The 26,656-nt window shown below is 29.1% G+C and carries 19 protein-coding genes and 1 other annotated feature; of the genes, 16 read left to right on the forward strand and 3 right to left on the reverse strand.

Annotated features, from left to right (window positions below):
• The first annotated feature begins 8 nt into the window (after positions 1 to 8).
• The 8 genes from hutI (at position 9) to J2Z24_RS16085 (ending at position 12,719) form a co-directional block, all read left to right on the forward strand.
• Positions 9 to 1,262 (forward strand): imidazolonepropionase, encoded by a 1,254-nt coding sequence (gene hutI / locus J2Z24_RS16050; protein WP_035150654.1) that lies wholly within the window; start codon positions 9 to 11, stop codon positions 1,260 to 1,262.
• A gap of 148 nt (positions 1,263 to 1,410) precedes the next feature.
• Positions 1,411 to 2,244 carry a methyl-accepting chemotaxis protein gene (locus tag J2Z24_RS16055; protein ID WP_035150652.1) on the forward strand — a complete coding sequence of 278 codons (834 nt, stop codon included), beginning with the start codon at positions 1,411 to 1,413 and terminating at the stop codon, positions 2,242 to 2,244.
• An 89-nt stretch (positions 2,245 to 2,333) separates the two neighbouring features.
• Entirely contained in the window at positions 2,334 to 5,396 is a 3,063-nt protein-coding gene (locus J2Z24_RS16060; RefSeq protein ID WP_035150650.1) for an AAA family ATPase, read from the forward strand.
• Positions 5,397 to 6,067: 671 nt separating this feature from the next.
• Positions 6,068 to 6,958 carry a histidine racemase CntK family protein gene (locus J2Z24_RS16065; protein WP_241392982.1) on the forward strand — a complete coding sequence of 297 codons (891 nt, stop codon included), beginning with the start codon at positions 6,068 to 6,070 and terminating at the stop codon, positions 6,956 to 6,958.
• Positions 6,959 to 6,991: 33 nt separating this feature from the next.
• Positions 6,992 to 8,293, forward strand: a complete 1,302-nt coding sequence (locus J2Z24_RS16070; RefSeq protein ID WP_035150648.1) for a Na+/H+ antiporter family protein — start codon at positions 6,992 to 6,994, stop codon at positions 8,291 to 8,293.
• Positions 8,294 to 8,367: 74 nt separating this feature from the next.
• Entirely contained in the window at positions 8,368 to 9,912 is a 1,545-nt protein-coding gene (hutH, locus tag J2Z24_RS16075; protein ID WP_035150646.1) for a histidine ammonia-lyase, read from the forward strand.
• Between the two features lie 311 nt (positions 9,913 to 10,223).
• Positions 10,224 to 11,492: an L-cysteine desulfidase family protein gene (locus J2Z24_RS16080; protein ID WP_035150644.1), complete on the forward strand. Its 1,269-nt coding sequence runs from the start codon at positions 10,224 to 10,226 to the stop codon at positions 11,490 to 11,492.
• A 39-nt stretch (positions 11,493 to 11,531) separates the two neighbouring features.
• The gene (locus tag J2Z24_RS16085) at positions 11,532 to 12,719 is read left to right on the forward strand and encodes a dicarboxylate/amino acid:cation symporter (protein WP_035150642.1); all 1,188 of its coding nucleotides are present in this window, start codon (positions 11,532 to 11,534) and stop codon (positions 12,717 to 12,719) included.
• A 251-nt stretch (positions 12,720 to 12,970) separates the two neighbouring features.
• Here J2Z24_RS16085 and J2Z24_RS16090 read toward each other — a convergent pair whose 3' ends face one another.
• Positions 12,971 to 14,257: an amidohydrolase family protein gene (locus J2Z24_RS16090; protein ID WP_051593395.1), complete on the reverse strand. Its 1,287-nt coding sequence runs from the start codon at positions 14,255 to 14,257 to the stop codon at positions 12,971 to 12,973.
• Positions 14,258 to 14,525: 268 nt separating this feature from the next.
• On the opposite strand from J2Z24_RS16090, the gene gltS reads away from it, so the two are divergent.
• From gltS to J2Z24_RS16125, 7 genes are all read left to right on the forward strand, one after another.
• Positions 14,526 to 15,755, forward strand: a complete 1,230-nt coding sequence (gltS, locus tag J2Z24_RS16095) for a sodium/glutamate symporter (RefSeq protein WP_035150634.1) — start codon at positions 14,526 to 14,528, stop codon at positions 15,753 to 15,755.
• Between the two features lie 190 nt (positions 15,756 to 15,945).
• The gene (ftcD, locus tag J2Z24_RS16100; protein WP_035150632.1) at positions 15,946 to 16,839 is read left to right on the forward strand and encodes a glutamate formimidoyltransferase; all 894 of its coding nucleotides are present in this window, start codon (positions 15,946 to 15,948) and stop codon (positions 16,837 to 16,839) included.
• A 127-nt stretch (positions 16,840 to 16,966) separates the two neighbouring features.
• A complete protein-coding gene (locus tag J2Z24_RS16105) occupies positions 16,967 to 17,482 on the forward strand; it encodes a folate family ECF transporter S component (protein ID WP_035150630.1) in 516 nt (171 codons plus the stop codon).
• 74 nt (positions 17,483 to 17,556) lie between these two features.
• Positions 17,557 to 19,236: a formate--tetrahydrofolate ligase gene (locus tag J2Z24_RS16110; RefSeq protein ID WP_035150628.1), complete on the forward strand. Its 1,680-nt coding sequence runs from the start codon at positions 17,557 to 17,559 to the stop codon at positions 19,234 to 19,236.
• A gap of 96 nt (positions 19,237 to 19,332) precedes the next feature.
• Complete coding sequence (locus tag J2Z24_RS16115) at positions 19,333 to 19,950, forward strand: cyclodeaminase/cyclohydrolase family protein (protein WP_035150626.1); 618 nt, start codon at positions 19,333 to 19,335, stop codon at positions 19,948 to 19,950.
• 72 nt (positions 19,951 to 20,022) lie between these two features.
• Positions 20,023 to 20,240, forward strand: a binding site (T-box leader).
• Between the two features lie 181 nt (positions 20,241 to 20,421).
• The gene (locus tag J2Z24_RS16120) at positions 20,422 to 23,064 is read left to right on the forward strand and encodes a valine--tRNA ligase (RefSeq protein WP_035150625.1); all 2,643 of its coding nucleotides are present in this window, start codon (positions 20,422 to 20,424) and stop codon (positions 23,062 to 23,064) included.
• A gap of 102 nt (positions 23,065 to 23,166) precedes the next feature.
• On the forward strand, positions 23,167 to 24,465 hold the full coding sequence (locus tag J2Z24_RS16125; protein WP_035150623.1) for a bifunctional folylpolyglutamate synthase/dihydrofolate synthase: 1,299 nt from the start codon (positions 23,167 to 23,169) through the stop codon (positions 24,463 to 24,465).
• 134 nt (positions 24,466 to 24,599) lie between these two features.
• Here the strand turns inward: J2Z24_RS16125 and J2Z24_RS16130 are convergent, their stop codons facing one another.
• Positions 24,600 to 24,845 (reverse strand): TIGR03905 family TSCPD domain-containing protein, encoded by a 246-nt coding sequence (locus J2Z24_RS16130; RefSeq protein ID WP_035150621.1) that lies wholly within the window; start codon positions 24,843 to 24,845, stop codon positions 24,600 to 24,602.
• A 193-nt stretch (positions 24,846 to 25,038) separates the two neighbouring features.
• On the opposite strand from J2Z24_RS16130, the gene J2Z24_RS16135 reads away from it, so the two are divergent.
• Positions 25,039 to 25,929 carry a YncE family protein gene (locus tag J2Z24_RS16135; protein WP_035150619.1) on the forward strand — a complete coding sequence of 297 codons (891 nt, stop codon included), beginning with the start codon at positions 25,039 to 25,041 and terminating at the stop codon, positions 25,927 to 25,929.
• A 4-nt stretch (positions 25,930 to 25,933) separates the two neighbouring features.
• Here the strand turns inward: J2Z24_RS16135 and J2Z24_RS16140 are convergent, their stop codons facing one another.
• Positions 25,934 to 26,458 carry a DUF4364 family protein gene (locus J2Z24_RS16140; RefSeq protein WP_035150616.1) on the reverse strand — a complete coding sequence of 175 codons (525 nt, stop codon included), beginning with the start codon at positions 26,456 to 26,458 and terminating at the stop codon, positions 25,934 to 25,936.
• Positions 26,459 to 26,656: the final 198 nt, after the last annotated feature.

A 26,656-nucleotide genomic window follows, 5' to 3' on the forward strand; every position in this document is an offset into this window, starting at 1 on the left:
TGATATTAATGGAAAAAGGAAATATGCTAATAAAGAATGCTTCTGAGTTAGTAACTTGTAGTGGTAATAAAGCTAAATTTGGTAAAGAGATGTCAGAAATAAATGTAATTTTAGATGGTGCAGTAGTAATTGAAAATGGCATAATTAAAGATTTAGGAAAAACAGATGAAATATTAAAAAAATATGATGAAGCTAATTATGAAGTAATTGATGCTAATGAAAAATGTGTTTTGCCGGGTTTTGTTGATTCGCACACTCATTTTATATTTGGCGGATATAGAGCAGAAGAATTTTCATGGAGATTGCGTGGAGACAGTTACATGGAGATTATGAATAGAGGTGGAGGAATAGTAAACTCTGTTAGAGATACTAGAAACGCTTCAAAAGAGGAACTAATAAATTTGGGAAGAAGAAGACTTGATTCAATGCTTAGTTTCGGAGTAACTAGTGTAGAAGGAAAGAGTGGATATGGATTAGATTATGAAACAGAAATGAAGCAACTAGAAGCTATGATAGAATTGGATAAAGAACATCCAGTAGACATTTGTAAAACATTTTTAGGGGCTCATGCTGTTCCTAATGAATATAAAGGAAGAACAGAAGAATATATAGACTTTATGTTAGAAAAAGTATTACCAGAGGTAGCCAAAAATAAATCAATAGATTTTTGTGATGTTTTCTGTGAAAAAGGAGTATTTTCAGTAGAAGAATCAAGAAAAATTCTTTTAAAAGCTAAAGAGCTAGGAATGAAGTTAAAAATACATGCAGATGAAATAGTTCAGCTTGGAGGAGCTGAGTTAGCAGCAGAATTAGGAGCTGTATCAGCAGATCATTTGCTTCATGCTTCAGATAAAGGTATAAAAGATATGGCAGAGAAAGGCGTGGTAAGCACTCTTTTACCAACTACTGCATTTTGTTTAAAAGAGCCTTTTGCAAGAGGAAGAGAAATGATAGATAGCGGTTGTGCTGTAGCTTTAGCCACAGACTTTAATCCAGGAAGTGGATTTACTAACTCAATACCATTGATGTTTGCTTTGGCTACTATATATATGAATATGAGTATAGAAGAATCAATTACAGCTATGACTATAAATGGTGCAGCTGCTATAGGAAGAGCAGCTTCTGTTGGAAGTATTGATATAGGTAAGAAGGGAGATATAGTAATATTAGAATATCCATCATATAAATTTTTACCTTATCATACTGGAGTTAATATAGTAGAAAAAGTTGTGAAGAATGGAATTTTGGTTCACGAAAAATAGTTATTAGCTATTTTTATATACAAAATTAAATATCTTCGGTTAACACACAGGTGGATTCACTTATTTTGCTTTAAAATAAGTGAATTTGCTTTTTAATTATTGGAAAAATTAATAAAATATCAATATAATTAAAATAGAGGTGATTTATATGGGGAATAAATTAGATGAAAGTATTCTTCAATCTTTTATGGAGATTAGTCCATATCTATCTAGTTTATTAGATGAAGAGATTAGTTTTGCATTAACAGATAGAGAGAAATTTATAGCATTTCTTCCAAGAGAAAATATAAAACCTGATATAAAGGTAGGGGGATTTATAAAAGAAGGAAGTTCTACTTATGAAGCTTTAAGATTGGAAAAAGTAGTATCTAAAATAGTTCCAGAGAATGTATTTGGGTTTAAGTTAAAATCTATTGCAGTACCATTGAAAAATGAACGAGGCAATATTGTTGGAGTAGTATCTATAGGGAAAAGCCTAGAAAAACAAGAGCATATTTTAAATTTATCAAAAAATCTATCAATAGCATTAAATCAAATAGCTTCTGCCATTACTGAACTATCGGAAGGAGTTCAAAATACTGCTTCTTCAAACGAGATTATATTGAAAGAAGCCAAAGATGCTTCAGAAAAAACTGAAAATACAGATGAAATTTTATCTTTCATAAAAAATATTGAAAAACAAACCAACTTATTAGGGTTAAATGCATCTATAGAGGCAGCTAGAGCAGGAGAATTTGGAAAAGGGTTCTCGGTAGTAGCATCAGAAATAAGAAAATTATCTAATTCAAGTAATGAATCTATTACTAAAATAAATAAAGTTATTAAAGAAATAAGAATATCTGTTGAGAAAATTTTGGATAGAATAAAAATAGTTAATGAAACTTCTCATAATCAAGCAGCAGCTTTAGAAGAAATTACCGCATCTCTTCAGCAAGTAAATACTACAGCGGAAAAATTAGAGCAAATATCCTCAAAATACTAAATAAAGGTCACAATTTTACATTATAATCTTTATATATTATACTTAATATAGAATATTAAATTTATGCGTGGAGAAAGAGGGGATAATATATGAGCACTATTTATGGAAAAATGTTTGGTACTCCCGTTATAAAGAAAGATGAAAAAGAAATTTTATTTCCATATAACAAAGTAAAGGCTTTATTTTATTATCTAATGGTTAATAAGCAAGCTAGCAGAGATGAGTTAGCAGGATTGCTATGGACTGATGAACAGGAAAATATAGCAAAAAAAAATTTGAGAAATGCAATTTATAAAATAAAAAAGTCTTTTGATGATGAAGTAATTATATCTCCAAAGAAATCTATAGTTATGTTAAATCCTAATATGGATATAAAATGTGATATAGATATATTTTTAAATGATTCAGAAAAATGGATTGACGCATATACAGGAGAATTTTTACAAGGCTTTTTTGTTAAAAATGCAGAGGAGTTTGAGGAATGGCTTATTAAAACTAGAGAAAGTTTTAAAGAAAAATATGTAACAAAATTATATGATAAAATATCAGAAGATATAAAAAATTCTATTGATGATAATATAGAGAGATGTGCTAAATCACTAATTAATGTAGATGAATTTGATGAGAAAGCTTATAGAATATTGATGGAATATTACAAAAACATAGGAAGCTATGGAAAAGCTATAGATATATATAATAAACTTTCTCAATTATTAGATAAGGAATTAGGAATAGCTCCAGATGAGCATACTAGAGAAATATTTAATAAAGTGTTGGATATTATGAATGAAGGTAAGATTGGAAATAACACTGGGTTTGTAGAATTTTTTTATGGTAGATGTAATGAATTAAGATTATTGGAAAATAACTATAAAAGTTTTATGAAAGGTAATGATGGAAAGTCAGTTATTATAACAGGAGAAGCTGGTATAGGCAAAAGCACATTAAAAGATAAATTTATGGAACATATATATGAAGATGAGGTATACATATTTGAAACCAGTTGTTATCAAGTAGAGAAAGAATATTTTTTAAAGCCATGGAATGCAATTATATGTAAAATATCAGATACTATAGTAAATGATAATATAAATATTCCTACCATATGGGAGAATATTATTTCAAATATATTTCCGGAATTTCATAAAAATCAAGGAGATTCTAATATAAAATTAATAGAAAATATCGATACTCTTAAATACGAAATGATAGCAGATGTGGTTGCGGATATACTGAAAAAGATTACAGAAAAAAAGAAAGTTATATTTGTTTTTGAAGATATTCAGTGGATGGATAGTATGAGTTTATCTTTACTAAGTAGTATAATGCTTCATCAACATAAAAATAATATTATATTTATTGCTACTTATAGGAATGAATATGATAGTAATATAGACAAATTTATAACTACAATGAAGAGTTATAATAAAATAATAACTATAAACTTACCTAGATTTACCAGTACAGAAGTGGAAGGATTTATTAGAAAAGCTATTCCAGATTATCATATAACAAAGGAAATATTAAAAAAAATTTATGATGAAACTGAGGGAAATACTTTTTTTCTAAATGAATATCTAAATATCATGAAATCTAATGGAGACACGAATATAATGTCAGTAAAGATGCAAGATGTATTGAAAAGTAGATTTCTTTATATATCTGAAGAAGGAAAGAAAATATTAAATATAGCTTCTTTATTTTTCGATGAAGTTCCATTAAGTATATTAGAAAATTTAACAGGAAAAGATCAATTAGAGATAATGGACATAATAGAAGAACTAGAGAATAAATTCATATTAAAAGAAATGAATAGTAATGATAAAATAAGTTTTAAATTTACTCATCAGAAATTAAGAGAATTTGTTTATATAAAGCAATCCGATGGTAGAAAGAAAATTCTTCATAATAAGATAGGAAATTTGTTGGAAAAAAATTTAAAGAACGATAAGACAGACATAAATACTTATCATAAATTGATATATCATTATTCTAATAGCGATAATAGAGTAAAGTCTTTGTATTATAAAATAAAGATTTTAAATTATTATTTAAATTTTAGTCATGAACTCTTTCCTATATTAAGTAATCAAGATATAGAAGCTTATAAATATGCATACTTTAGTAAAAATCAGACAATTAAGCATTTAAAAGATATTGAAAATCTATTAAAAGAAGTTAAGAAAAAAGAGGGTGCTACGGAAGAAGTTATAGAATTGGAAATAGCGTCTCTTCATATGAAGGGTAGATATTTAATAAGAGAGGGAGATTATGACCAAGGAACAGGTTTTATACAAGAAATGGTTGAAAAATCAATAGAAATTAGAGATAAAGATTATGCTTTAGAGGGATATAAGCAAATGATATATTTCTGTATACAAACTAATAATACTGATCTTATGATAAAATATGTAGGCTTAGCATTAGACTTGGCAGTAGAATGTAACTATCATAAGGAAATAGGTATATTATTAAGATTAAAGGGATTATATAAAATAATGTGTGGAGAATATGAAGAGGCTGAAAAACTTCTTAATGAGTCTATAAATATATTTAATGTAACAAAACAAGTGGCAGACAAATATTCTTTAAATATTGCAGCAGCTTACAATTATATTGGAGAAATAAGAAGATTTAACATGAAATTTTCAGAGGCGTTAAATTATTATGATAAAGCTATAGCTATTTGTGAAAATAAAAATGCTTTAACTAGTTTAGCAGTATTTAATATAAATGCAGGTCAAGCAGCATTTGATATGGGAGATTATTATAGAGCTAAAGATTATTTTGAGAAAGCTTATAGTTTATATAATCAATTTGATTCCGTATGGAGACGTTCTATATTAGAAGCTTTTATGGCACTTTTACATGTAAAGGAAGGTAATTATAATGAAGCTTTACAATATTTAAAAAGTGCAGATTCACATTCTCAAAAAATTAAAAATCCTCATGAAATAGGTGTTGGGTATAGAGTGAAAGCTGAAATAAGAGTAAATATGGAAGATAATGAGAATTTAAACAAAGTATTTAGCAAATACTTAGATAAGGATATAAATTATTATTGTGATGAAGGTGTTAAGTTTCTAAATGAAGCAAGAGATAACTATGAAATAGAAGTTATAAATATACTTAGAAAATCATATAAAAACTAATTGAATTAGTGATATCTAGGATAAAAAGTGATTTGTAATTCAAATCACTTTTTATTTTTAAATATTTTTGTACGACTTTACTTGTGGCATTTATAATAACAGTTATAAATGCAAGAATAAAACCATTAAGAAGTAAAAAAAGATGAATATTATGGCAGAGTAGAAGGAGAGAAAGAAAAAGTCAATATATTAAAGACAGACTGGAAGAAATGAAATTTGCTGATAATTTGATAAGTTAGGGAAAGAATATAATTGATACTATTATTTTATAGTTTTTATAATTTATCAGATTATTATAATAAAGTGATAATGAATTAAAATAATGAAGAATTAAATAAATAATGAATTAAATATTCATTGTGATAATTCGAAATAGTGTTAAAATTGAAAGAAAAAAATATATTATAAATAAAAAAACAGAAAATTCAAATATGGTTAATTAGAGAAAAAATTTAAAAAATAGACGTTCTATCGACGATAAGAGAAGATGTATATGAATTAAAATGACAAATTCCATGAAAAATTTTACTATATATCCGTATTTATAAATAATATTCTAAGAATAGAGGATTATTTATATTATTTTTATATTTATACGAAAATATGACTTTGAAGCTTTAAATTTTTAAAAAATTCAAAATAGACTTTTATTTGACGAAATTATGATATAATTGAATTGTGAAAAAGATAAAAGCAATTTAGGAAGGGGGCGGATTCAAATTAAGCTTCATTTTATTAAAGTTAATCCAGTGGAAAATATGACAGTATTTGTTTTAGATCAGGTTCCAAGGGATGTACAGATGAATGTAGCAAAAAAATTAATGAATTATAATAGTATATATGCAGAACAGGTTGGATTCATTGAAAAAGCGAACCTATATAAAGAAACAGAAAACAAATGTTTAAGACTTCAAATGATGGGAGGTGAGTTTTGCGGTAATGCTACAAGAGCTTTAGCTGCATTTTTAGTTCACAATCAGTATCCTTATTTTATTAAAGAAAAGGACAAATTTAAAATATCATTAGAAGTATCTGGAGCTGAAAAGTTAGTTGATTGCGAGGTTTATAAAACGGAGAATGATAATGAATATATGTCTAAAGTTTATATGCCTTTGCCAAACAATATAAGTAAATTTTCCCTTGAAGAAAATGATACCGTTTTCTCTGGCTTAAAGGTAGAGTTTTCAGGAATTACGCATTTTATAGTAGATAGTAAAAAAATAAAGAATAAAGAGGAACTTTTTAAACTAGTGAAAAGAGAAATGGATAACAGAGATTATGATGCTTTTGGAATTATGTACTATGATTATAATGAAAATTATCTAGAACCATTAGTTTATGTAAGGGGTACTGAAAGTCTTTTTTGGGAAAGAAGTTGTGCATCAGGAACTTCAGCATTAGGTGCAGCATTAGCCTACATGAGAAATGAATCAATAGAAGAGAAAATAAAGCAGCCTGGTGGAGAATTGGAAATTATAGCTGAGTTTGAAGAAAATAAAATAACTAATATATGCTTAAATGGATTAGTTCAAATTGTGGCTGAAGGAATAGTAAATGTATAGTGTAATCAATATTTATTGCAAGGAGGAGAAAAAATGTTATTATTAAATCCTGTTATAATATCAGTTGTAATAATGTCAGTTTTATGCTTAATGAAACTAAACGTAATGTTATCAATATTAGCCGCTGCTCTAGTTGCAGGATTAGTTGCTGGAATGTCAATACCTCAAACTGTAACTACATTGATTGCAGGTATGGGAGGAAACTCAGAAACTGCACTAAGTTATATTTTATTAGGTGCATTAGCAGTAGCAATTAGTAAGACTGGACTTGCTACTATATTAGCTAAAAAGATATCTAGAGTTGTTAAGGGAAAAGCGATTGTGTTTACATTGCTTATAGCTTTTGTAGCTTGTTTTTCACAGAATTTAATACCGGTGCATATAGCATTTATTCCTATATTAATACCACCACTAATTCCATTAATGAATAAAATGAAAATAGATAGAAGAGCAGTAGCTTGTGCTCTAACATTTGGATTAAAGGCGCCATATGTATCTTTTTCAGTAGGATTCGGTCTTTTATTCCATACTATAATAAAAGATCAAATGGTTCAAAATGGAGTACCAGTTGAAATTGCTGATATTTCAAAGGTAATGTGGATTGCTGGATTAGCAATGGTTGTAGGTTTATTAGTAGCAGTTCTTGTGGTATACAGAAAACCAAGAGAGTATGAAAACATAAAGATGGAAGGCGACTTAAAAGAAGATGAAGAAATTGAAATGACATCAAAGCATTGGGTAGCTCTTCTAGGTGCAGTAGCAGCTTTTGTAGCTCAGCTTTATACAAAATCACTTCCAATTGGAGCCATGGCAGGATTATTAGTTATGATTTTGACTGGTTCAATAAAATGGAAAGAAATTGACGAAATGATGGATGGCGGAATGAGAATGATGGCATTTATAGCTTTTGTAATGTTAATAGCAGCAGGATATGGAAATGTTTTGAGAGAAACTGGAGCAGTTGAATCTCTAGTTAATTCTACAGCTGCAATGGTAGGAGGAAAATTCGGTGGAGCATTCTTAATGCTTTCAGTTGGACTTCTAGTAACAATGGGTATAGGAACATCCTTTGGTACAATTCCAATAATAGCGGCAATATATTGTCCACTTGCTATAAAGTTAGGAATTAGTGTTCCAGCATTGATTTTATTAATAGGAGTAGCAGCAGCACTTGGAGATGCAGGTTCACCAGCTTCAGACAGTACTTTAGGACCTACATCTGGATTAAATGTAGATGGACAGCACAATCATGTTTGGGATACTTGTGTACCAACATTTATATTCTACGACATTCCATTATTTATAGCTGGTGTAATTGGAGCTATGATGATATAAAATTAATTTAAATTAGACAGAAAATATTTATGCATTTAATAAATAGATGCAATACTATTAAGGAGGCAATTATTATGAAAGAATTTAAAGAAGTTATTTTAACTGGAAATGATTTAACATTAGAAGAAATGGTAGCAGTATCTAGAAAAGGATGTAAAGTAGCTTTAAGTGAAGAAGCTAAAAAATCTGTTTTAGAATCAAGAAAAATTATTGATGATATAGTAGAAAATGAAAAGGTTGTTTATGGCGTAACTACTGGTTTTGGTGAATTTTGTAATGTAAGTATATCTAAAAAAGATTGTAATACATTACAGGAAAATCTTATACGTTCACATGCTTGTGGATATGGTCCAAAATTCCCAACAGATACAGTAAGAGCTATAATGCTTACTAGAGCTAATGCTTTATCAAAGGGATACTCAGGAATAAAAATAGAGACTTTAAATACTTTAATAGAAATGTTAAATAAAGGGGTTCATCCATGTATTCCTGAAAAAGGTTCATTAGGAGCATCAGGAGATTTAGCGCCACTTGCTCACATGGTTTTACCAATGCTTGGACTTGGTGAAGCTGAGTATAAAGGCGAAATAATGTCAGGAAAAGAAGCTATGGAGAAAGCAGGAATTCCTGTAATTATATTAGATGCTAAAGAAGGATTAGCTTTAATAAATGGTACTCAGGTATTAACAGCTACTGGAGCATTAGCTGTATATGATGCAATAGAATTATTAAAGGTTAGTGATATTGCAGCTGCATTAAGTATGGAAGCATTAAGAGGTATAAGAGATGCTTTTGATCCTAGAACTCACGTTATAAGAGCCCATGCAGGACAAATGGCTACAGCAAGAAATATATTAAAATTAGTCGAAGGAAGTACTTATGTAACTAGACAAGGAGAATTAAGAGTACAAGATGCTTATTCATTAAGATGTGTACCTCAAATCCATGGTGCTAGTAAAGATACAATTGATTATGTAAAAGCAAAAGTTGAAATAGAAATCAACTCAGTTACAGATAATCCAATAATAACAAGAGAAGGAGATGTAATTTCTGGCGGTAACTTCCACGGAGAACCAATGGCACAGCCTTTTGATTTCTTAGGAATTGGAGCAGCAGAAATTGCAAATGTATCTGAAAGAAGACTTGAAAGACTTATAAATCATCAGTTAAATGACCTACCAGCGTTCCTTGCTAAGCATGGTGGATTAAATTCAGGATTTATGATTACTCAGTATGCAGCAGCAGCTTTAGTATCAGAAAATAAGATACTTGCTCACCCAGCATCAGTAGATTCAATCCCATCATCAGCTAACCAGGAAGACTTAGTAAGTATGGGAACTATAGCTGCAAGAACAGCTAGAGATATAATTAAGAATGCTACAAGAGTAATAGCAACAGAAATGATGGCAGCTTGTCAAGCTATAGATTTTAGAGCAGATAAAGGCTTTAAGTTAGGAAAAGGAACTGCAGAGGCTTATAAAGTAATAAGAGAAGCAGTAGATTTTATCGAATACGATACTAATATAGAAATGTATAAAGAATTAGATAAAACTACAGAATTAATTACTAGTGGTAAAATACTAGAAGCTGTTGAAAAACAAGTAGAATTAGAACATTAATAAAGGATAAAAACTAGATCTGTAAATTTTACAGATCTAGTTTTTTTATATAGAAAATTGAAGAAAAGTTTTCTCATTATTAATAAAAAATATCAAAAATGAGAAAAGTGTTTTTCAGTGCAAAATAGGATTACAGTAAGGTGTAATTTATATATATTTAGAAATAATTATCATTTTTGATAAAAACAAATAAATAGACTTTGGTCTAATTGCTGATGAATATTAGGTCTGAATCAAATTTTGTAAAAAAAAGAATTGGCATATAAGTTGCTTTAAGTTATATGTAAGATTATTTTTGGGAGGTAATAATTATGAAAGATTATAATTTATTAATAAGTATTCTAAAAGATGGAGTAGTTCCAGCATTAGGATGTACAGAGCCAATGGCAGTAGCTTATGCTGTTGCAAAAGCAAAGGAATTATTAGGAGAAGAAATAAAGGAATTAAATATAAGTGTAGATAAAAATATATTTAAAAATGGTAAAGAAGTTGGTATACCAGGCACAGACAAAAAAGGTATTATAATAGGGGCAGCTTTAGCAGTGATAGTAGGAAAATCTGAATATAAATTACAAGTTATAAAGGATTTAACTAATGATGATATAGAAAAAGCTCTAAATTTAGTAGAAAAAAATATCATTAATTTAAACATAAAAGAAGGAGTAACTGGACTATATATAGAAATAGAAGCAAAAGGAAATAATAATAGTTCAAGAGTTATAATTAAACATAGCCATTTAAATGTTGTGTTGGTTGAAAAAAATGGAAAATGTATTTCGGAGAAAAAGGAAGAAAAGATTTCTAAAGTTAATTTAAGAGATAGGATAAGGGAGTTTTCTATAGCAGATTTTAAAGAATTTGTAGATAATGTACCTTTGGAAAAGATAGACTTTATAAATGAAGGAATACTAATGAATAAAAAAATTGCAGAAGATGGATTAAAATATAATTTGGGATTAGGATTAGGACAGTTAATGTATAAAGATAATGCAGATATAGAAAAGTATGCGAAAGCTATTACCTCAGCAGCATGTGAGGCTAGAATGTCTGGACATCCATTACCTGTTATGAGTAGTGCAGGTAGTGGAAATCATGGATTAGTAGCTATACTTCCTATAGCTTCAGTAGGAGAAAAATTAAAAATAGATAATGAAAAGATTATTCGAGCTGTAGCTTTGAGTCATTTAGTAACAATATATATTAAAAGTTATACTGGTCCATTGTCCCCAGTATGTGGTTGTGGTGTTGCAGCAGGGGTAGGAGCAAGTGCTGGATTATCATATGCTTTAAATGGTAATATTCAGCAAATATGTGGAGCTATTAAAAATATGATAGCTGGAATATCAGGAATGATTTGTGATGGAGCTAAATTAGGCTGTGCATATAAATTATGTATTTCAGTATCTTCAGCTATAGATGCTACAAAAATGGCATTAGATAATATTTTTGTTCCATCTGGTGATGGCATTTTAAATCAATCTGTAGAAAAATCTATACAAAATTTAGGAAAGGTATCTACAGATGGGATGAGTTGTACTGATGAGGTTATTTTAGATGTTATGATGGAGAAATGTAGCTAAAAGCTATTAAAATATAAATATTATGGGGGGAATTATGTTATGAGTAAAGTTAAGGATAGCTTAATTGTAAAGCTATTATTAGCTGTAGTAGGGGGAATCATATTAGGATTAATATGTTCAGAAGGTCTTATTAAGATAGTAGTAACTTTAAAGTATGTACTGGGACAAATTATTTTTTATTGTATTCCACTTGTTATTATAGGGTTTATTGCTCCTTCTATAGTTAAAATGAGAGCTAATGCCAGCAAAATGTTAGGAATTACTGTTGTGATAGCGTATATTTCTTCTGTAGGGGCAGCTTCATTTTCTGCTATTGCTGGTTATGCAATTATTCCCAAATTGTCTATAAGTAATAATGTAGATGGATTAAAGGAATTACCTAAAATACTATTTAAATTAGATATTCCACCGGTTATGTCAGTAATGACAGCTTTAGTTACAGCTATTTTAATTGGTCTGGCCACGGCTTGGACAAATTCTGATTTAGTAGAAAAACTTTTAGATCAGTTTCAGAATATAATGTTATCAATAGTAAGTAAAGTAGTAATTCCAATTCTTCCATTTTTTATAGCTACTACTTTTGCTTCATTATCTTATGAAGGAAGCATAACTAGACAATTACCTGTGTTTATTATAGTTATATTATTAGTGTTAATAGGACATATTATATGGCTTACAATTTTGTATAGTATTGGTGGAACAGTGTCAAAAAAGAATCCATTAGAAGTAGTTAAATATTATGGTCCAGCATATTTAACTGCAGTAGGTACTATGTCTAGTGCAGCAACATTACCAGTAGCGCTTAAATGTGCCCATAAGTCGTCAGCTTTAAAGGAGGATATAGTAGATTTTGCTATACCATTATGTTCTACTATACATCTTTGTGGCTCTGTATTAACAGAGGTATTCTTTGTTATGACTGTTTCTAAAGTAGTATATGGCACATTGCCATCAATTGGTAATATGATTCAATTTATAATATTGCTTGGAATATTTGCAATAGGAGCTCCAGGAGTACCAGGTGGAACTGTAATGGCATCTTTAGGATTAATTACTGGAATTTTGGGATTTAAGGATTCAGCAGTAGCTTTGGTATTGACTATATTTGCACTACAAGATAGTTTTGGAACAGCTTGTAATATAACAGGAGATGGGGCTATAGCTCTTATGTTAACTGGGATAGTTGATAAACATAAAATATCTGATAAGTCCACTGTATCAAGTTAAAATGTCTATATATAATTTTTTGAAATTAGCAATTAAAAGTTTTTATTTAGTTGAAAATTGACAATGGAAGATTAAAAAGAATTTTTAAAAGAGAAATAATAAAGAATAAATATGAGAAGAATCTTTGCTATAAGCAAAAATTCTCTCCTTATTTATTCTTTATTATTTAAGCTTTTGTAGAGTATTAGAATCAAATCTTTCTTAACTATAAATTGTTCTCTGTAAATTAAAAAAGCCAGTAGTGATTTTTGCTATTTAAAAAGTTTATCTAAAGATTCTTTTAGTGGAATTTCAATGCTTTTTTCCATATCCATAGATATAAGTTTACCATCTTTAACTAGTTTTTTACCACCAACAAATACATCTTTTATATTACCATTTATGTCTGTAATTTTTAAATCGCAGAAATTATTTATCTCTATATCTCCAATGAAACCATTATTAAATTTTAAAGGAAATTTTCCAAGGTTCTCTATAATATTAGTATTTATATCTTTATATTTACTTTTTAAGAAATCACGTTCTCCAGTAATGGATAAATTATCATTGCTAGCTTCTCCGTCAGTGCCCAAATATATTTTTATATCTTTTTCTAAAAGCTTTTTTAGATTGGCTTCACCAGCTTTTATTCTATCATTCATTCTAGGATTTAAAACAACTTTCATATCATATTTTTTTATTATATCTCTTTCATTATCATTAATCCAAATACAATCAGATAAAATAACATGTTCTAAACTTTTGATTTGCTTATTTTTTAATAAAGATTCTAGAAATTCTATAGGACGAAGACCATAAAGTTTAAGAGATAAATCAACGTCACCTTCATCTTCTGATAAATGGAACTGTATGTATTTTCCAGAATCAAAGGCTAGATTTATACCTTTTATAATAGCTTCTTTTGTTGATGCATGTATACTATGAAGTGATGGGGCCACTATAATATTAGGAGAACAAATTTCTCCTGAAAGCATCATAAAATTAATCTCAGCTTCATCAGGACTTTCATTATAGCTTTTTTGAGAAGCTTTTTTAGCTTCGTAAGCGTCTTCATTTATTATGTCATAGTTCATTCTTCCAAAGTACAATCTTATTCCTACATCTTTTGCTGCTCTTATAACTTCTTTATCTAAAAGATTTCCTTTATTTCCATGGCAGTAGAAAGAAACCATAACAGAGGTAACACCTAAAGTAAGCATTCTAGAAAAGGCTCTAAGGCAACCCAAGTATATATGTTCAGGTTCTAATTTAATACTATATTTGTAAATAGTGTTTCTACACCAAGTCCCTAAATCCCAAGATTTATCTACTATATCTGTATAAATGGATTGCTCTGGATGTGAGTGACAATTGAAGTCGCCAGCATTAATAATAAAATTATCTTCATAATTTATTATTTTTCCTTGAAAGTTTTCTAGTATATCACCATTTAAATTTACGTTTTCTATTAAGCCAGTATTTAAATCACTTAATATGTAGCCTTTAGTAATGACATCTCCTTTTTTTATATTACCAGTTATTAAAGCTTTCCTATCCATATTTATCCCATCCTTTGCATTTAAATTTTAAATATATTTATATTCTGAATATGTATTCTACAATCAGATATGTATTCCTCTAAAACTTTCGTTAAAAATTAAAAAATTTTAATAATTTTGAAAAAGGCCTGCAAAATTTGCCGTTTTGTAAAATTTGCAGGGTGAAAAATGTTGAAAAAAATAAATTTAGTTAATATTCAGGCAATTTTTCATTGGCATGATAAATGCTAATAAATATAATAAATAAAAAGATAAAGGAGGAGTTATTATGAAAACAGAAATTATAAAAGGCGTATTAACTTTAAAAATTGACATGGTGTCTACACTTACTTTAGCATTATTATTATTATTTTTAGGTAATTATTTAAGAAAAAAGGTTAATTTTTTTGAAAGATTTTGTATACCTGCTCCAGTAATAGGTGGTTTATTATTTTCAATTTTAGCTTTGATTTTAAAACAAAGTAATATTATAACTATAAGTATGGATACAACTTTCCAATCACCTTTTATGATTGTATTTTTTACTACAATAGGTCTAGGTGGAAGTTTTGGACTTGTAAAAAAAGGTGGAAGATTATTACTTATATATTGGCTTTTATGCTGTATACTTGCAGTAATGCAAAATGTTATAGGAGTATCTATGGCTAAATTAACTGGATTACATCCATTGCTTGGAGTTTTAATGGGGGCTGTATCTATGGAAGGTGGACATGGAGCAGCAGCAGCATTTGGACCTACCGTTGAAGGATTAGGAGTATCAGGGGCTACAACTGTAGCAGTAGCAGCTGCAACTTTTGGACTTATATCAGGAGGATTAATTGGTGGCCCAATAGCAAAACATTTAATTGATAGATACAATTTGAAGCCAACAGAAGAAAGTGAATTAGAATCAGAATCTTATAGGGAAATAGCAGGAATATCTGAAAAGGCTAGTGTAACTTCACACATATTTTTAATTCAATTAGCTGTAATATCTGTTTGTATGACTATTGGATCTATTGCGTGTGCATGGATAGCTAAGACAGGTACAGTATTACCAGGATATGTAGGAGCTATGTTTACAGCAGTTATATTTAGAAATATAAATGATAAATTAAAGTTAGTTAAATTAGATTTCTACACTATAGATTTAATTGGAGATGTAGCTTTAGGAATATTCTTATCTATGGCTTTAATGACTTTAAAACTTTGGGAATTAGCAAGTCTTGCAGGACCAATGCTTATAGTAGTAATTAGCCAAGTAGTATTTATATCATTATATACTATATTTGTAGTATTTAGATTATTAGGTAAAAACTTTGACGCAGCAGTTATGGCAGCAGGTATGGCTGGACATGGACTTGGAGCTACTCCAAATGCTATAGCTAATATGAGCGCTGTTACAGAAAAATATGGACCATCAACAAAAGCGTTCTTAATAGTTCCTTTAGTTGGAGCGTTTTTAATAGATTTAGTTGGTATACCTAATATAGTATATTTTATAAATATATTTAAATAGTAAATTTTATAAATTCATAACGTCTATAAATTAAATAAAAAAATATAACGTTTTCAAAATTTTTATAAAAATTAGACGATTTATTGATGTATATATAGTATAATAAAATCAGAAAAAACAAAATATTATGTTTTTATAGCAAGATAAGCTTAAATATATTTTAGTATCAAATATTGAGGAGGAATATAAAATGGCAAAATTAGTTGAATGTGTACCAAATTTTAGTGAAGGAAGAGATAAGGTACTTGTTGAAAAAATAGTTGATGAAGTAAGAAAAGTTAAAGGAGTAAAATTACTAGATTACTCATCAGATGAAGATCATAATAGAACAGTTGTTACAATGATAGGAGCACCTGAGTTAGTAAAAGAAGCAGTTATAAATGCAGCAAAGGTTGCAACTGAACTTATAGATATGACTAAACATGAAGGTGGACATCCAAGAATGGGAGCTACAGATGTTATTCCTTTTACACCAGTAGCAGATGTTACAATGGAAGAATGTATCCAGTTAGCTAAAGAAGTTGGAGAAGTTATTGGTGGCCTAGGAATTCCTGTTTATTTATATGAAGATGCAGCAACAAAACCAGAAAGAAAGAACTTAGCAGATGTAAGAAAAGGACAGTATGAAGGATTCTTTGAAAAGATTAAAGCTGAAGAATGGAAACCAGATTTTGGACCACATGCTATGAATGCAAAGAGTGGATGTACAGCAGTAGGAGCTAGAGTTTCATTAGTAGCATTTAATGTTAATTTAGGAACTGATAATGTAGAGATAGCAAGTGCTATAGCTAAAAAGATAAGATTTATCGGTGGTGGATTAAGATTTGTTAAAGCTATAGGATTAAAACTTGAAGAAAGAAATATAGCACAGGTTTCAATGAATCTTGTTAATTATGAAAAAACAGCAGTATATAGAGCTTTTGAAATGATTAAAATGGAAGCAAAAAGATATGGGGTTCCAATAGTTGGAAGTGAAGTAATAGGAACTGTTCCAATGAAAGCTTTAATGGATTGTGCTGAATACTACTTACAAATAGAAAACTTTGATATAAATCAGATTTTAGAAAAAAGATTGCTTGAGTAATTTGAATTGAAAATTCCTTTAAATATATAAATAAGTGTTGTTTTTAAAGATTATTTTACTACATTATAATACATTACTAGAAAAAATGAAAGTATATTTATAAAATCTCGATAAATGGGGGATAAAAGTGAAGACGAAGAAAATAGTTTATGCAGCTTTATTTATAGCAATAGGAGTAATAATAAGTAGATTTTTTTCAATCCAGTTGCCTATTTTAAGAATAGGATTTGGATTTATACCAACAATGTTAGCAGGAGTATTCTTTGGACCTTTCTTTGGAGGAATAGTAAATGCTGTTATAGATGTTGTAGGAGTAACACTTTTTCCTATGGGATCTTTCTTTATAGGATTCACAATAAGTGCATTTTTATGCGGAGTTATATATGGAATTTTCTTTTACAAAAAGGAAATTACATATAAAAATGTTATAATATCAGTAATATTAAAAATAGTTTTAGTTGATATGTGTCTAAATACTTTATGGTTATCTATGATGACAGGAAAAGCTTTTATGGTATTATTACCTATAAGACTTGTAAAAAATATAATTTTTATTCCAATAGAAAGCATAGTGTTTATGACAATTGTATATTCTCTTAAAAATACTTCTTTGGTTAGAAAAATAAATAATGTTCTTCAATAAATATAAAAATACATTTAAAATGTTTATAAGGACAAATTAGTAATATAAAAAATAATTAAATGAGGTGGATGAATATGATAAAAGTACCAAGCGATATTGAAATTGCACAAAGCGCAAATATGAAACCAATAGCTGAAATAGCTGAAAAATATGGAATTCTAGAAGATGAACTAGAGCTTTATGGAAAATACAAAGCAAAGATATCATTTGATGCATTTAAAAGATTAGAAAACAAACCAAATGGTAAATTAGTTTTAGTTACAGCAATAAGCCCAACACCAGCAGGAGAGGGAAAATCAACTACTTCAATAGGATTAGGTCAGGCTTTAAATAAAATAGGAAAGAAAACATATATAGCTTTAAGAGAACCTTCATTAGGACCTGTATTTGGAGTTAAAGGAGGAGCAGCTGGTGGTGGATATGCACAGGTTGTTCCAATGGAAGATATTAATTTACACTTTACTGGAGATATGCATGCTATAACTGCTGCTAATAACCTTTTATCAGCAGCAATAGATAATCACATTCATCATGGAAATACTCTAAGAATTGATTCTAGACAAATCGTTTGGAAGAGAGTTATAGATATGAATGACAGAGCTTTAAGACATGTTACAGTTGGCCTTGGCGGCAAAGCTTGTGGATTTGTAAGAGAAGATGGATTCATGATAACAGTTGCTTCAGAAGTTATGGCTATACTTTGTCTAGCAAGTGATCTAATGGATTTAAAAGATAGATTAGGAAAAATAATAGTTGCTTATGATTTAGATGGAAATCCAGTAACAGCTAAAGATTTAAAAGTAAATGGTGCTATGGCAATGTTATTAAAAGAAGCTATAAAACCAAATATTGTTCAGACTCTTGAAAATACACCAGCTCTTATTCATGGTGGACCATTTGCTAACATAGCTCATGGATGTAACTCATTAATAGCAACAAAATTAGCATTAAAATTAGGAGAAATCGTTGTAACAGAAGCAGGATTTGGTGCAGATCTTGGAGCTGAAAAGTTCTTAGATATAAAATGCAGATATGGTGGTTTAAAGCCAGATGCAGTAGTTATAGTTGCTACAATTAGAGCGTTAAAAATGCATGGTGGAGTTAAGAAAACAGAATTAGGAAATGAAAATTTAGAAGCATTAGATAAAGGATTTGCAAACTTAGCTAAACAAGTAGAAAATATGAGAAAATTCGGTTTACCAGTTTTAGTAGCTGTTAATAGATTTGTAAATGATACAGAAGCAGAAATAGAATTATTAACAAATAAATGTAAAGAATTTGGAGTTGAAGTTTCATTAAATGAATGCTGGGGAAGAGGAGGAGAAGGTGGAGTTGAAATGGCTGAAAAGCTTGTTAACATTCTCCAAACTGAAGAATCTCACTACAAACCACTTTATGATGTAGAAGCTTCAATAACAGAAAAACTTAATACAATTGTTAAAGAAATTTATGGTGGAGATGGAGTTGAAATAGACTCAGCTGCTATGAAACAGATTAAAAAGCTTGAAGAATTAGGACTAGATAAATTGCCAATATGTATGGCTAAAACTCAGTTCTCATTCTCAGATGATCCAAATTTAGTTGGAGCACCAAAAGGATTCAAAATTACTGTTAAAGATGTTAGAGTATCAGCAGGTGCTGGATTTATAGTATGCCAGACAAGCAATATTATGGTTATGCCAGGACTTCCAAAGGTTCCAGCAGCAGAAAAAATGGATGTTGATGAAAATGGAGTTATCACAGGTTTATTCTAGTAAGACGCCTTTCTAAATATAGTTCTATGAGTCTCTTTATTGTAAGGGGACTCATAGAACAAAATAATATTACTGAAAAAATGGGAGGAATTAATTATGCTTAAAGAAATGACAGTTAAAGAATTTATATATGAAACAGCTTCAGATTCACCAGCACCTGGTGGTGGAAGTATTGCAGCTCTTAGTGCAGCTTCAGCAGCGGCATTAATAGAAATGGTTGCTAACTTAACTATAGGTAAAAAAGGTTATGAAGAAGTGCAAGGAGAAATGGAAGAAGTTAAAAAAGTAGCTTCCAAATATAAAGAAAAATTTGTTAATTACATAGATGAAGATTCAGACTCTTTTAATAAGATAATGGCAGCTTTTAAAATGCCAAAAGATACAGATGAGCAAAAATCTGAAAGAACTAAAGCAGTACAACAAGGATTTAAAGGAGCAGCAACAGTTCCGTTAAATGTAGGTAAAGATGCTTTTGCATTACTTAAGTTAGCTGAAAAGGTAGTATTAAAGGGTAATCAAAATGCAGTAACAGACGGAGCAGTAGCAGCAATGTCAGCTAGAACAGCAGTACATTCAGCTTTTTATAATGTGAAGATTAATTTAGGTTCTATAAAAGATGAAGAGTTTGTAAACAATGCTAAAAAAGAGATGGAAGAATTAGAGTCTAAAGTAAATGAAATAGAAAAAGAAATTCTTTCAAAAGTTAATTTATAAAATATATACCTCCAAAATGCTATTGACAGTTTATTAAATTAGGTTATAATAAAAGTTATTATAATAAAATATGTAAAAGCTTTGAAAAAGAGGAGTAGAGGATAATAATACCAAGAGAGGAAAGTTCAATGGGTGAAAGACTTTCTGTATGAGTTTCCTTGAAGGTAGCTTTTGAGCTTCTTTACTGAAATAGTAGTAGGTAAAGACGGTTTTCTTAATCGTTAAATTTATAAGAGCCTGTAATTTATTTTGCAGGAAAAAAGGTGGTAACGCGCGCTGTCGTCCTTTTAAGGATTGGCAGCGCTTTTTGTATAAACAGAGTTCTTGCTTCAGAGGGAGTTTTTTACTCCCGCTAGAACTTAGAAATCGTTATCCAGGGACGTAGCCGCTCTTTGCTCCCATTTTGAAGAAGATGGGAGAATTAGAGCGGGTAGTCATCGGATAAAAAATAAGCATAAGGAGGAAATACATATGAATGAAAATTTAAATATTGCAAAGACTTATGATCCTAAAGAATTTGAAGAAAGATTATATAAACATTGGGAGGAGGCTAAGTATTTTACACCAGAAGTGGATAAAAGTAAAAAGCCTTTTACTATAGTAATGCCACCTCCAAATATAACAGGTAAATTACACCTAGGTCACGCATTAGATAATAGTTTACAGGATTTTTTGATTAGAGCTAAGAGAATGCAAGGATATAGCACATTATGGCTTCCAGGTGAAGACCATGCAAGTATAGCTACAGAAGTAAAGGTAGAAAATGAACTGTTAAAGCAAGGGCTTAAGAAAAAAGAGATGGGAAGAGAAAAATTCCTTGAAGAAGTATGGAAATGGTCTGATGAATATAGAGAAAGAATAAGAACTCAGCTTAAGAAAATGGGAGTTTCAGCAGACTTTACAAGAGAAAGCTTTACTATGGATGAGAGCCTAAACAAAGCTGTAAGAGCGGTATTTGTAAAGTTATATGATGAAGGATTAATTTATCGTGGAAATAGAATAGTTAATTGGTGCCCCAAATGTATGACAGCATTATCAGATGCAGAAATTGAATATGAAGAGCATGCAGGACATTTCTGGCATATTAAATATCCTGTTGTAGGATCAGACGAATACTTAGAAATAGCTACTACAAGACCTGAGACAATGCTTGGAGATACTGCTGTAGCTGTTAATCCAAAGGATGAAAGATATGCTCATTTAGTTGGCAAAAAACTTATGCTTCCTTTAGTAAATAAGGAGATTCCTATAGTTGCAGATGATTATGTAGATATGGAATTTGGAACAGGAGCTGTTAAAATAACTCCAGCTCATGACCCAAATGATTATCAAGTTGGAAAAAGACACAACCTTCCAGAAGTTATAGTTATGAATGAAAATGGAACTATAAATGAATTAGGTGGAAAGTATGCTGGATTGGATAGATATGAAGCTAGAAAAGTTATAGTTGAAGATTTAAAGGAACAGGGATTCTTAGTAAATATAAAGGATCATAGTCATAATGTAAGTTGTCATGATAGATGTGGCTCAGTTATTGAGCCTATGATATCAAAACAATGGTATGTAAAGATGGAAGAACTTGCAAAGCCAGCTATTAATATTGTAAGAAATAAAGAGATTAAATTTGTTCCTGAAAGGTTTGATAAAACATATTTTAACTGGATGGAAAACATTCAGGATTGGTGTATATCAAGACAGTTATGGTGGGGACATAGAATACCAGTATGGTACTGTGAGGATTGTGGCGAAATGATAGTATCTATGGAAGAGCCAACTCAATGTACAAAATGTTCAAGTCATAATTTAAAACAAGATGATGATGTACTTGATACATGGTTTAGTTCAGCATTATGGCCATTCTCAACTTTAGGTTGGCCAGACAAGACAGAAGATCTAGAATACTTCTATCCAACAGATGTACTTGTTACAGCATATGATATTATATTCTTCTGGGTTGCTAGAATGATATTTTCAGCATTACACAATATGAACGACATACCATTTCATACTGTACTTATTCATGGTATAGTTAGAGACTCTAATGGTAAAAAGATGTCTAAGTCTTTAGGAAATGGTGTAGATCCATTAGATATAATAGATAAATATGGAGCTGATGCATTAAGGTTTATGTTAATTACTGGTAACGCTCCAGGAAATGATATAAGATTCTATGAAGAAAAAGTAGAAGCAGCTAGAAATTTTGCAAATAAAATATGGAATGCGTCAAGATTTGTTATGATGCATCTTGATAAAGAACTTATGGAAAAATATAAAGATTGCAAAGATTATACAGCAGCTGATAAATGGATTTTATCTAGAGCTAACACTGTAGTAAAAGAGGTAACAGACAACATAGATAAATATGAGTTAGGAATAGCGTCACAAAAGGTTTATGATTTTATGTGGAGTGAATTTTGTGATTGGTATATTGAACTTGTAAAACCTGTACTGTACGGTGAAGATGAAAAAGCTAAGGGAGTAGTATTTAATGTATTATTTAGTGTTCTTACTACAGGACTTAAATTATTACACCCTGTAATGCCATTTATAACTGAAGAAATATATACTCATCTTCAAGAAGAAGAAAAAACTATAGCAACTTCTAAGTGGCCAGAATATAAAGAAGAGTTAAAAGATGAAAAAGCAGAAGAAAATATGAATTATATAATAGAAGCAATAAAAGCTCTTAGAAATGTTAGAGTTGAAATGAACGTACCTCCTTCAAGAAAAGCTAAGGTTATGATATATGCTATGGAAGGAAAATATGCTTTTGAGTCAGGAAAGATTTATTTTGAAAAGCTAGCTTCTGCAAGTGAAGTAACTTTCTTAAATTCAAAAGAAGAAGCACCAGAAAATGCTGTATCAGCTCTTACAAAAGGTGCAGAAATATATATGCCATTACTTGACTTAGTAGATTTAGAAAAAGAATTAGATAGATTAAATAAGGAAAAGGAAAAACTAGAAAAAGAAATAGAAAGGGTAGAGAAGAAACTTTCTAATAAAGGCTTTGTAGCTAAAGCTCCTGAATCAGTTGTTAATGAAGAAAAGGCTAAGGGAGAAAAGTATAGAGAAATGCTTAATTCAGTAATGGAAAGAATAAACAACTTAAAATAGTTAATAATGAATAGAGAATAGTGAGGAATAAAGGATGTTTTTTTCATTTACTCTTCACTATTTGTTCTTAACTCTTAACTAACAGAAAGTGGGGGATTTATTATGAATTATAATGAAGCAATGGCCTATATTGAAAATACAGCTAAATTTGGTAGCAATTTAGGTACTGAAAGAACAGAGAAAATATTAGAATTGCTAGGAAATCCTCATAAACAGTTAAAATGTATACATATTGCAGGAACTAATGGAAAAGGTTCTACTACTACGATGATAACAAAGATACTTATGGAATCAGGTTTTAAAGTTGGAATGTATACATCTCCTTTTATAGAAGAATTTGAAGAAAGAATGCAAATTAATGGAGAAAACATTCCAAAATGCGATTTAGCAAAAATAGTGACTAAAGTATCAGAAGCAGTTGAAAGGGTAATAGAATTAGGATATGAGCATCCAACAGAGTTTGAAATAATAACTTGTGCTATGTTTCTATATTATTATGAGTCAAAAGTAGATTATGCAGTTATAGAAGTAGGTCTTGGTGGAAGAATGGATTCTACTAATGTTATAACTCCTTTAGTAAGTGTGATAACATCTATAAGCTATGATCATATGCAAATACTTGGAGATACTCTTGGTAAAATTGCTTTTGAAAAAGGTGGAATAATAAAAGAGAAAGTTCCAGTTGTATTATATCCGCAAAAGAAGGAAGCAGAAGAAGTAATTAAAAAAATATGTGAAGAGAAAAGTAGCCACCTAACATTGGTAAGTGAAGATTCTGTGAAATATATTAATAAAGATTTGCCTAATGAATACTATCAGAATTTTACGGTGAAAACTGAAAATAATGAATACGAAGTGCAACTTTCTTTGTTAGGAACTCACCAAATATTAAATTGTTCAGTAGTATTACATACTATTGACCAATTAATAAAACAAGGAATTAATATTAAAAAAGAACATATTTATAAGGCGTTAAAAGAAGTGAAATGGGCTGGAAGATTAGAAATTATGAGTAAAAATCCATTAGTAGTATTAGATGGAGCGCATAATATAGATGGAATTACTAATCTTAAAAACAGTGTAGAAAGATATTTTAAGTATAATAAAATGGTATTAATACTTGGAATACTTGCAGATAAACAGGTAGAAGATATGGTAAGAACTATAACCCCTATGGCATACAAAGTTATAGCTGTTACTCCTCATAGTTATAGAGCTGAAAATTCTAATATTTTAGTGGAAGTAATTAAAAAACACAATAAAAATTGTGAATCAATAGATGACTATGAAGAAGCTTATAAAAAGGCATTGAGTTATTGTAATGAAGATGATTTAGTTTTAATTTCAGGATCTCTTTATATGATTGGAGATATGCGAAAAATTGTAAGAAAACTTCTATAGGGCATAGAGTACAGAGCATAGAAAACAGAGTGGGATTTTTTTGCTTTGCAAAAATAATAAATCTGTAATTTGTGCTCTGTACAGGTCTGTAAAAAAAGTCTTTAAATTACAAATACACACTTCTTTGTACTCTATTATCTATTAACAGCTTCTTCTAGGGCTTTTGAAAGTTGATCCGGACAGGAAGTTGATTTATTTCCACAAGTTATTCCTTTTAATCTATTAACAGCTTCGTCTACTGGCATACCTTCTATAAGACTAGCTAATCCTTTTAAATTACCACTACATCCACCAGTGAAGTTAACTTTTCCAACTTTATTATTAACTATTTCAAAATCAATTTTTTTTGAACAAACACCCTTTGGTTCATAACTATGCATTTTTATTCCTCACTTTCGTTTTTTAATAATAAATATATAGATATTATTTCTTTATTTATTTTAGAAAAGTTGCCACGTAATCTTTTTACTATATGATTATACTATATTTACACTATAACTTAATATTAATTAACAATATTTTATCTCACTTTTTTATTTCCCTACATATTATATCTGTGAGGAGGGGAATGTAATGAGTCATTTATTTATTTGTAATACATCTTCAGATTGTATATCTAAAGTAAATCTGGATACATTTAAAGAAGAAAATAAAATTACTTTAAATGTAGATAACTACTATAATAAAGTAGGCCCTCATGGAATATGTAATTATAAAGAAGATAGATTAATAATAGCAAATAGTTATAGCAATAGTATTTCCATTATAGATATAGAAGAAAATAGAGAGAAAGATACTCATTTTATTGGAATGCATTGTAACGATGTGGTGGTCTATAAGGACCAAGCTTATATAATATGCGGTGAAACAAATAATGTAGTAGTATTTGATTTAATAAAAAATAAGCTTTTAGAAGAAATTCCATGTGGAAGTCTTCCCCATAGTATAGCTTTAAATAAGGAAAAGAAAATATTACTAACATGCAATATGGAAAACGATAGTATAACTTTAATAGATTGTGAAAACAAAGATAATGTAAAAAATATAAAAGTAGGAACTTATCCAACTAAAGCATTGTTTAGTATAGATGGCCAATATATAATTGTTTGTGAAAGTAATTTAGGTTCAGATTTTAGAGGAAGTATAAGCATAATATCATTGAAAAATTTTAGAGTGCTTTATAGAATTCAGGTAGGTAATTCCCCTGTAGATATGTTTTTAGAAAATGAATTTTGTTATATATCTAATTTTGGAGACGGTAGCGTAAGTGTTATCAATATAAATTATTATGAGGAAGTTAAAAAATTAAATGTAGGTGGTATGCCAAGAGGAATTATTAAACTAAATGATAGTATATATGTAGGAGATAATTATAATAATCTTCTCTTGAAAGTAAATATAGATACTGGAAATAAAAAAAATATACCGATAGGTGGTGAGCCTACAGGTATGTTATTATTATAATAGTTTAATTTATTAATAAATTTAATATTTTGCTGTAAATTTCTGAGGAATTATTTTTCCATTTGCTACACAAATCTCTGGCCTGCTTATTAGAATCTACAGTTATTTTTAGGTCTAATAATGTTATATCATTTTCTACAGCTCTCAGATTTACAATAAATTTATCTTTATGTTCTATTGTATAGTCAGAAGTTATAGTTACCTCTCTTTTAATATTATTAATTTCTTTGTTTAAATATTCATCTAAAACATTTATTTTATTATTTGATATTCTATTGGAAAAAAGGACAAGAACCTTTTTTCCTTTTTCTGTTATTTCTAATCTATGTTTATTTTCATCTTCTGTATATTTTAAAAAGTTAGAGGAAACTAATTCAGAGAGATATTGCTGTAATGTAAAATAATTAATAAAATTATTTTCTAAAATAATTTGTGTAACTTGATTGTTGGTTATGGGAATTTGGACTTTATTAAATATATAAAGCAGAAGAAGCTTATTTTCAGCTAATTCCAAAGTATCTTCAAACATCATTTATCCTCCCTAGAAAATAAATAAAATAATATTAATTATTATCAATCTTATTTTATTATAACACAAAATTTTTAAAATTAATAAATCCGCTATAAGAAATCTATTCTTCAATTTTTTACTTTTAATATAATAATAAAATAATAGTAATAATTAATATTAAACTAAGCATATAAAATTTAGAGAGTGATAAATTTG

It is taken from the genome of Clostridium tetanomorphum, assembly GCF_017873215.1.
GTDB classification, from domain to species: domain Bacteria; phylum Bacillota; class Clostridia; order Clostridiales; family Clostridiaceae; genus Clostridium_AO; species Clostridium_AO tetanomorphum.

Bases quoted from the DNA above. Each gene is read 5' to 3' on its own strand.
- J2Z24_RS16090 (WP_051593395.1), bottom strand. From the start codon at position 14,257: ATGGATAGGAAAGCTTTAATAACTGGTAATATAAAAAAAGGAGATGTC.
- J2Z24_RS16130 (WP_035150621.1), bottom strand. From the start codon at position 24,845: ATGCATAGTTATGAACCAAAGGGTGTTTGTTCAAAAAAAATTGATTTT.
- J2Z24_RS16060 (WP_035150650.1), top strand. From the start codon at position 2,334: ATGAGCACTATTTATGGAAAAATGTTTGGTACTCCCGTTATAAAGAAA.
- J2Z24_RS16120 (WP_035150625.1), top strand. From the start codon at position 20,422: ATGAATGAAAATTTAAATATTGCAAAGACTTATGATCCTAAAGAATTT.
- J2Z24_RS16125 (WP_035150623.1), top strand. From the start codon at position 23,167: ATGAATTATAATGAAGCAATGGCCTATATTGAAAATACAGCTAAATTT.
- J2Z24_RS16140 (WP_035150616.1), bottom strand. From the start codon at position 26,458: ATGTTTGAAGATACTTTGGAATTAGCTGAAAATAAGCTTCTTCTGCTT.
- hutI (WP_035150654.1), top strand. From the start codon at position 9: ATGGAAAAAGGAAATATGCTAATAAAGAATGCTTCTGAGTTAGTAACT.
- J2Z24_RS16110 (WP_035150628.1), top strand. From the start codon at position 17,557: ATGATAAAAGTACCAAGCGATATTGAAATTGCACAAAGCGCAAATATG.
- J2Z24_RS16080 (WP_035150644.1), top strand. From the start codon at position 10,224: ATGAAAGATTATAATTTATTAATAAGTATTCTAAAAGATGGAGTAGTT.
- J2Z24_RS16135 (WP_035150619.1), top strand. From the start codon at position 25,039: ATGAGTCATTTATTTATTTGTAATACATCTTCAGATTGTATATCTAAA.
- J2Z24_RS16055 (WP_035150652.1), top strand. From the start codon at position 1,411: ATGGGGAATAAATTAGATGAAAGTATTCTTCAATCTTTTATGGAGATT.
- gltS (WP_035150634.1), top strand. From the start codon at position 14,526: ATGAAAACAGAAATTATAAAAGGCGTATTAACTTTAAAAATTGACATG.
- J2Z24_RS16085 (WP_035150642.1), top strand. From the start codon at position 11,532: ATGAGTAAAGTTAAGGATAGCTTAATTGTAAAGCTATTATTAGCTGTA.
- J2Z24_RS16115 (WP_035150626.1), top strand. From the start codon at position 19,333: ATGCTTAAAGAAATGACAGTTAAAGAATTTATATATGAAACAGCTTCA.
- hutH (WP_035150646.1), top strand. From the start codon at position 8,368: ATGAAAGAATTTAAAGAAGTTATTTTAACTGGAAATGATTTAACATTA.
- ftcD (WP_035150632.1), top strand. From the start codon at position 15,946: ATGGCAAAATTAGTTGAATGTGTACCAAATTTTAGTGAAGGAAGAGAT.
- J2Z24_RS16070 (WP_035150648.1), top strand. From the start codon at position 6,992: ATGTTATTATTAAATCCTGTTATAATATCAGTTGTAATAATGTCAGTT.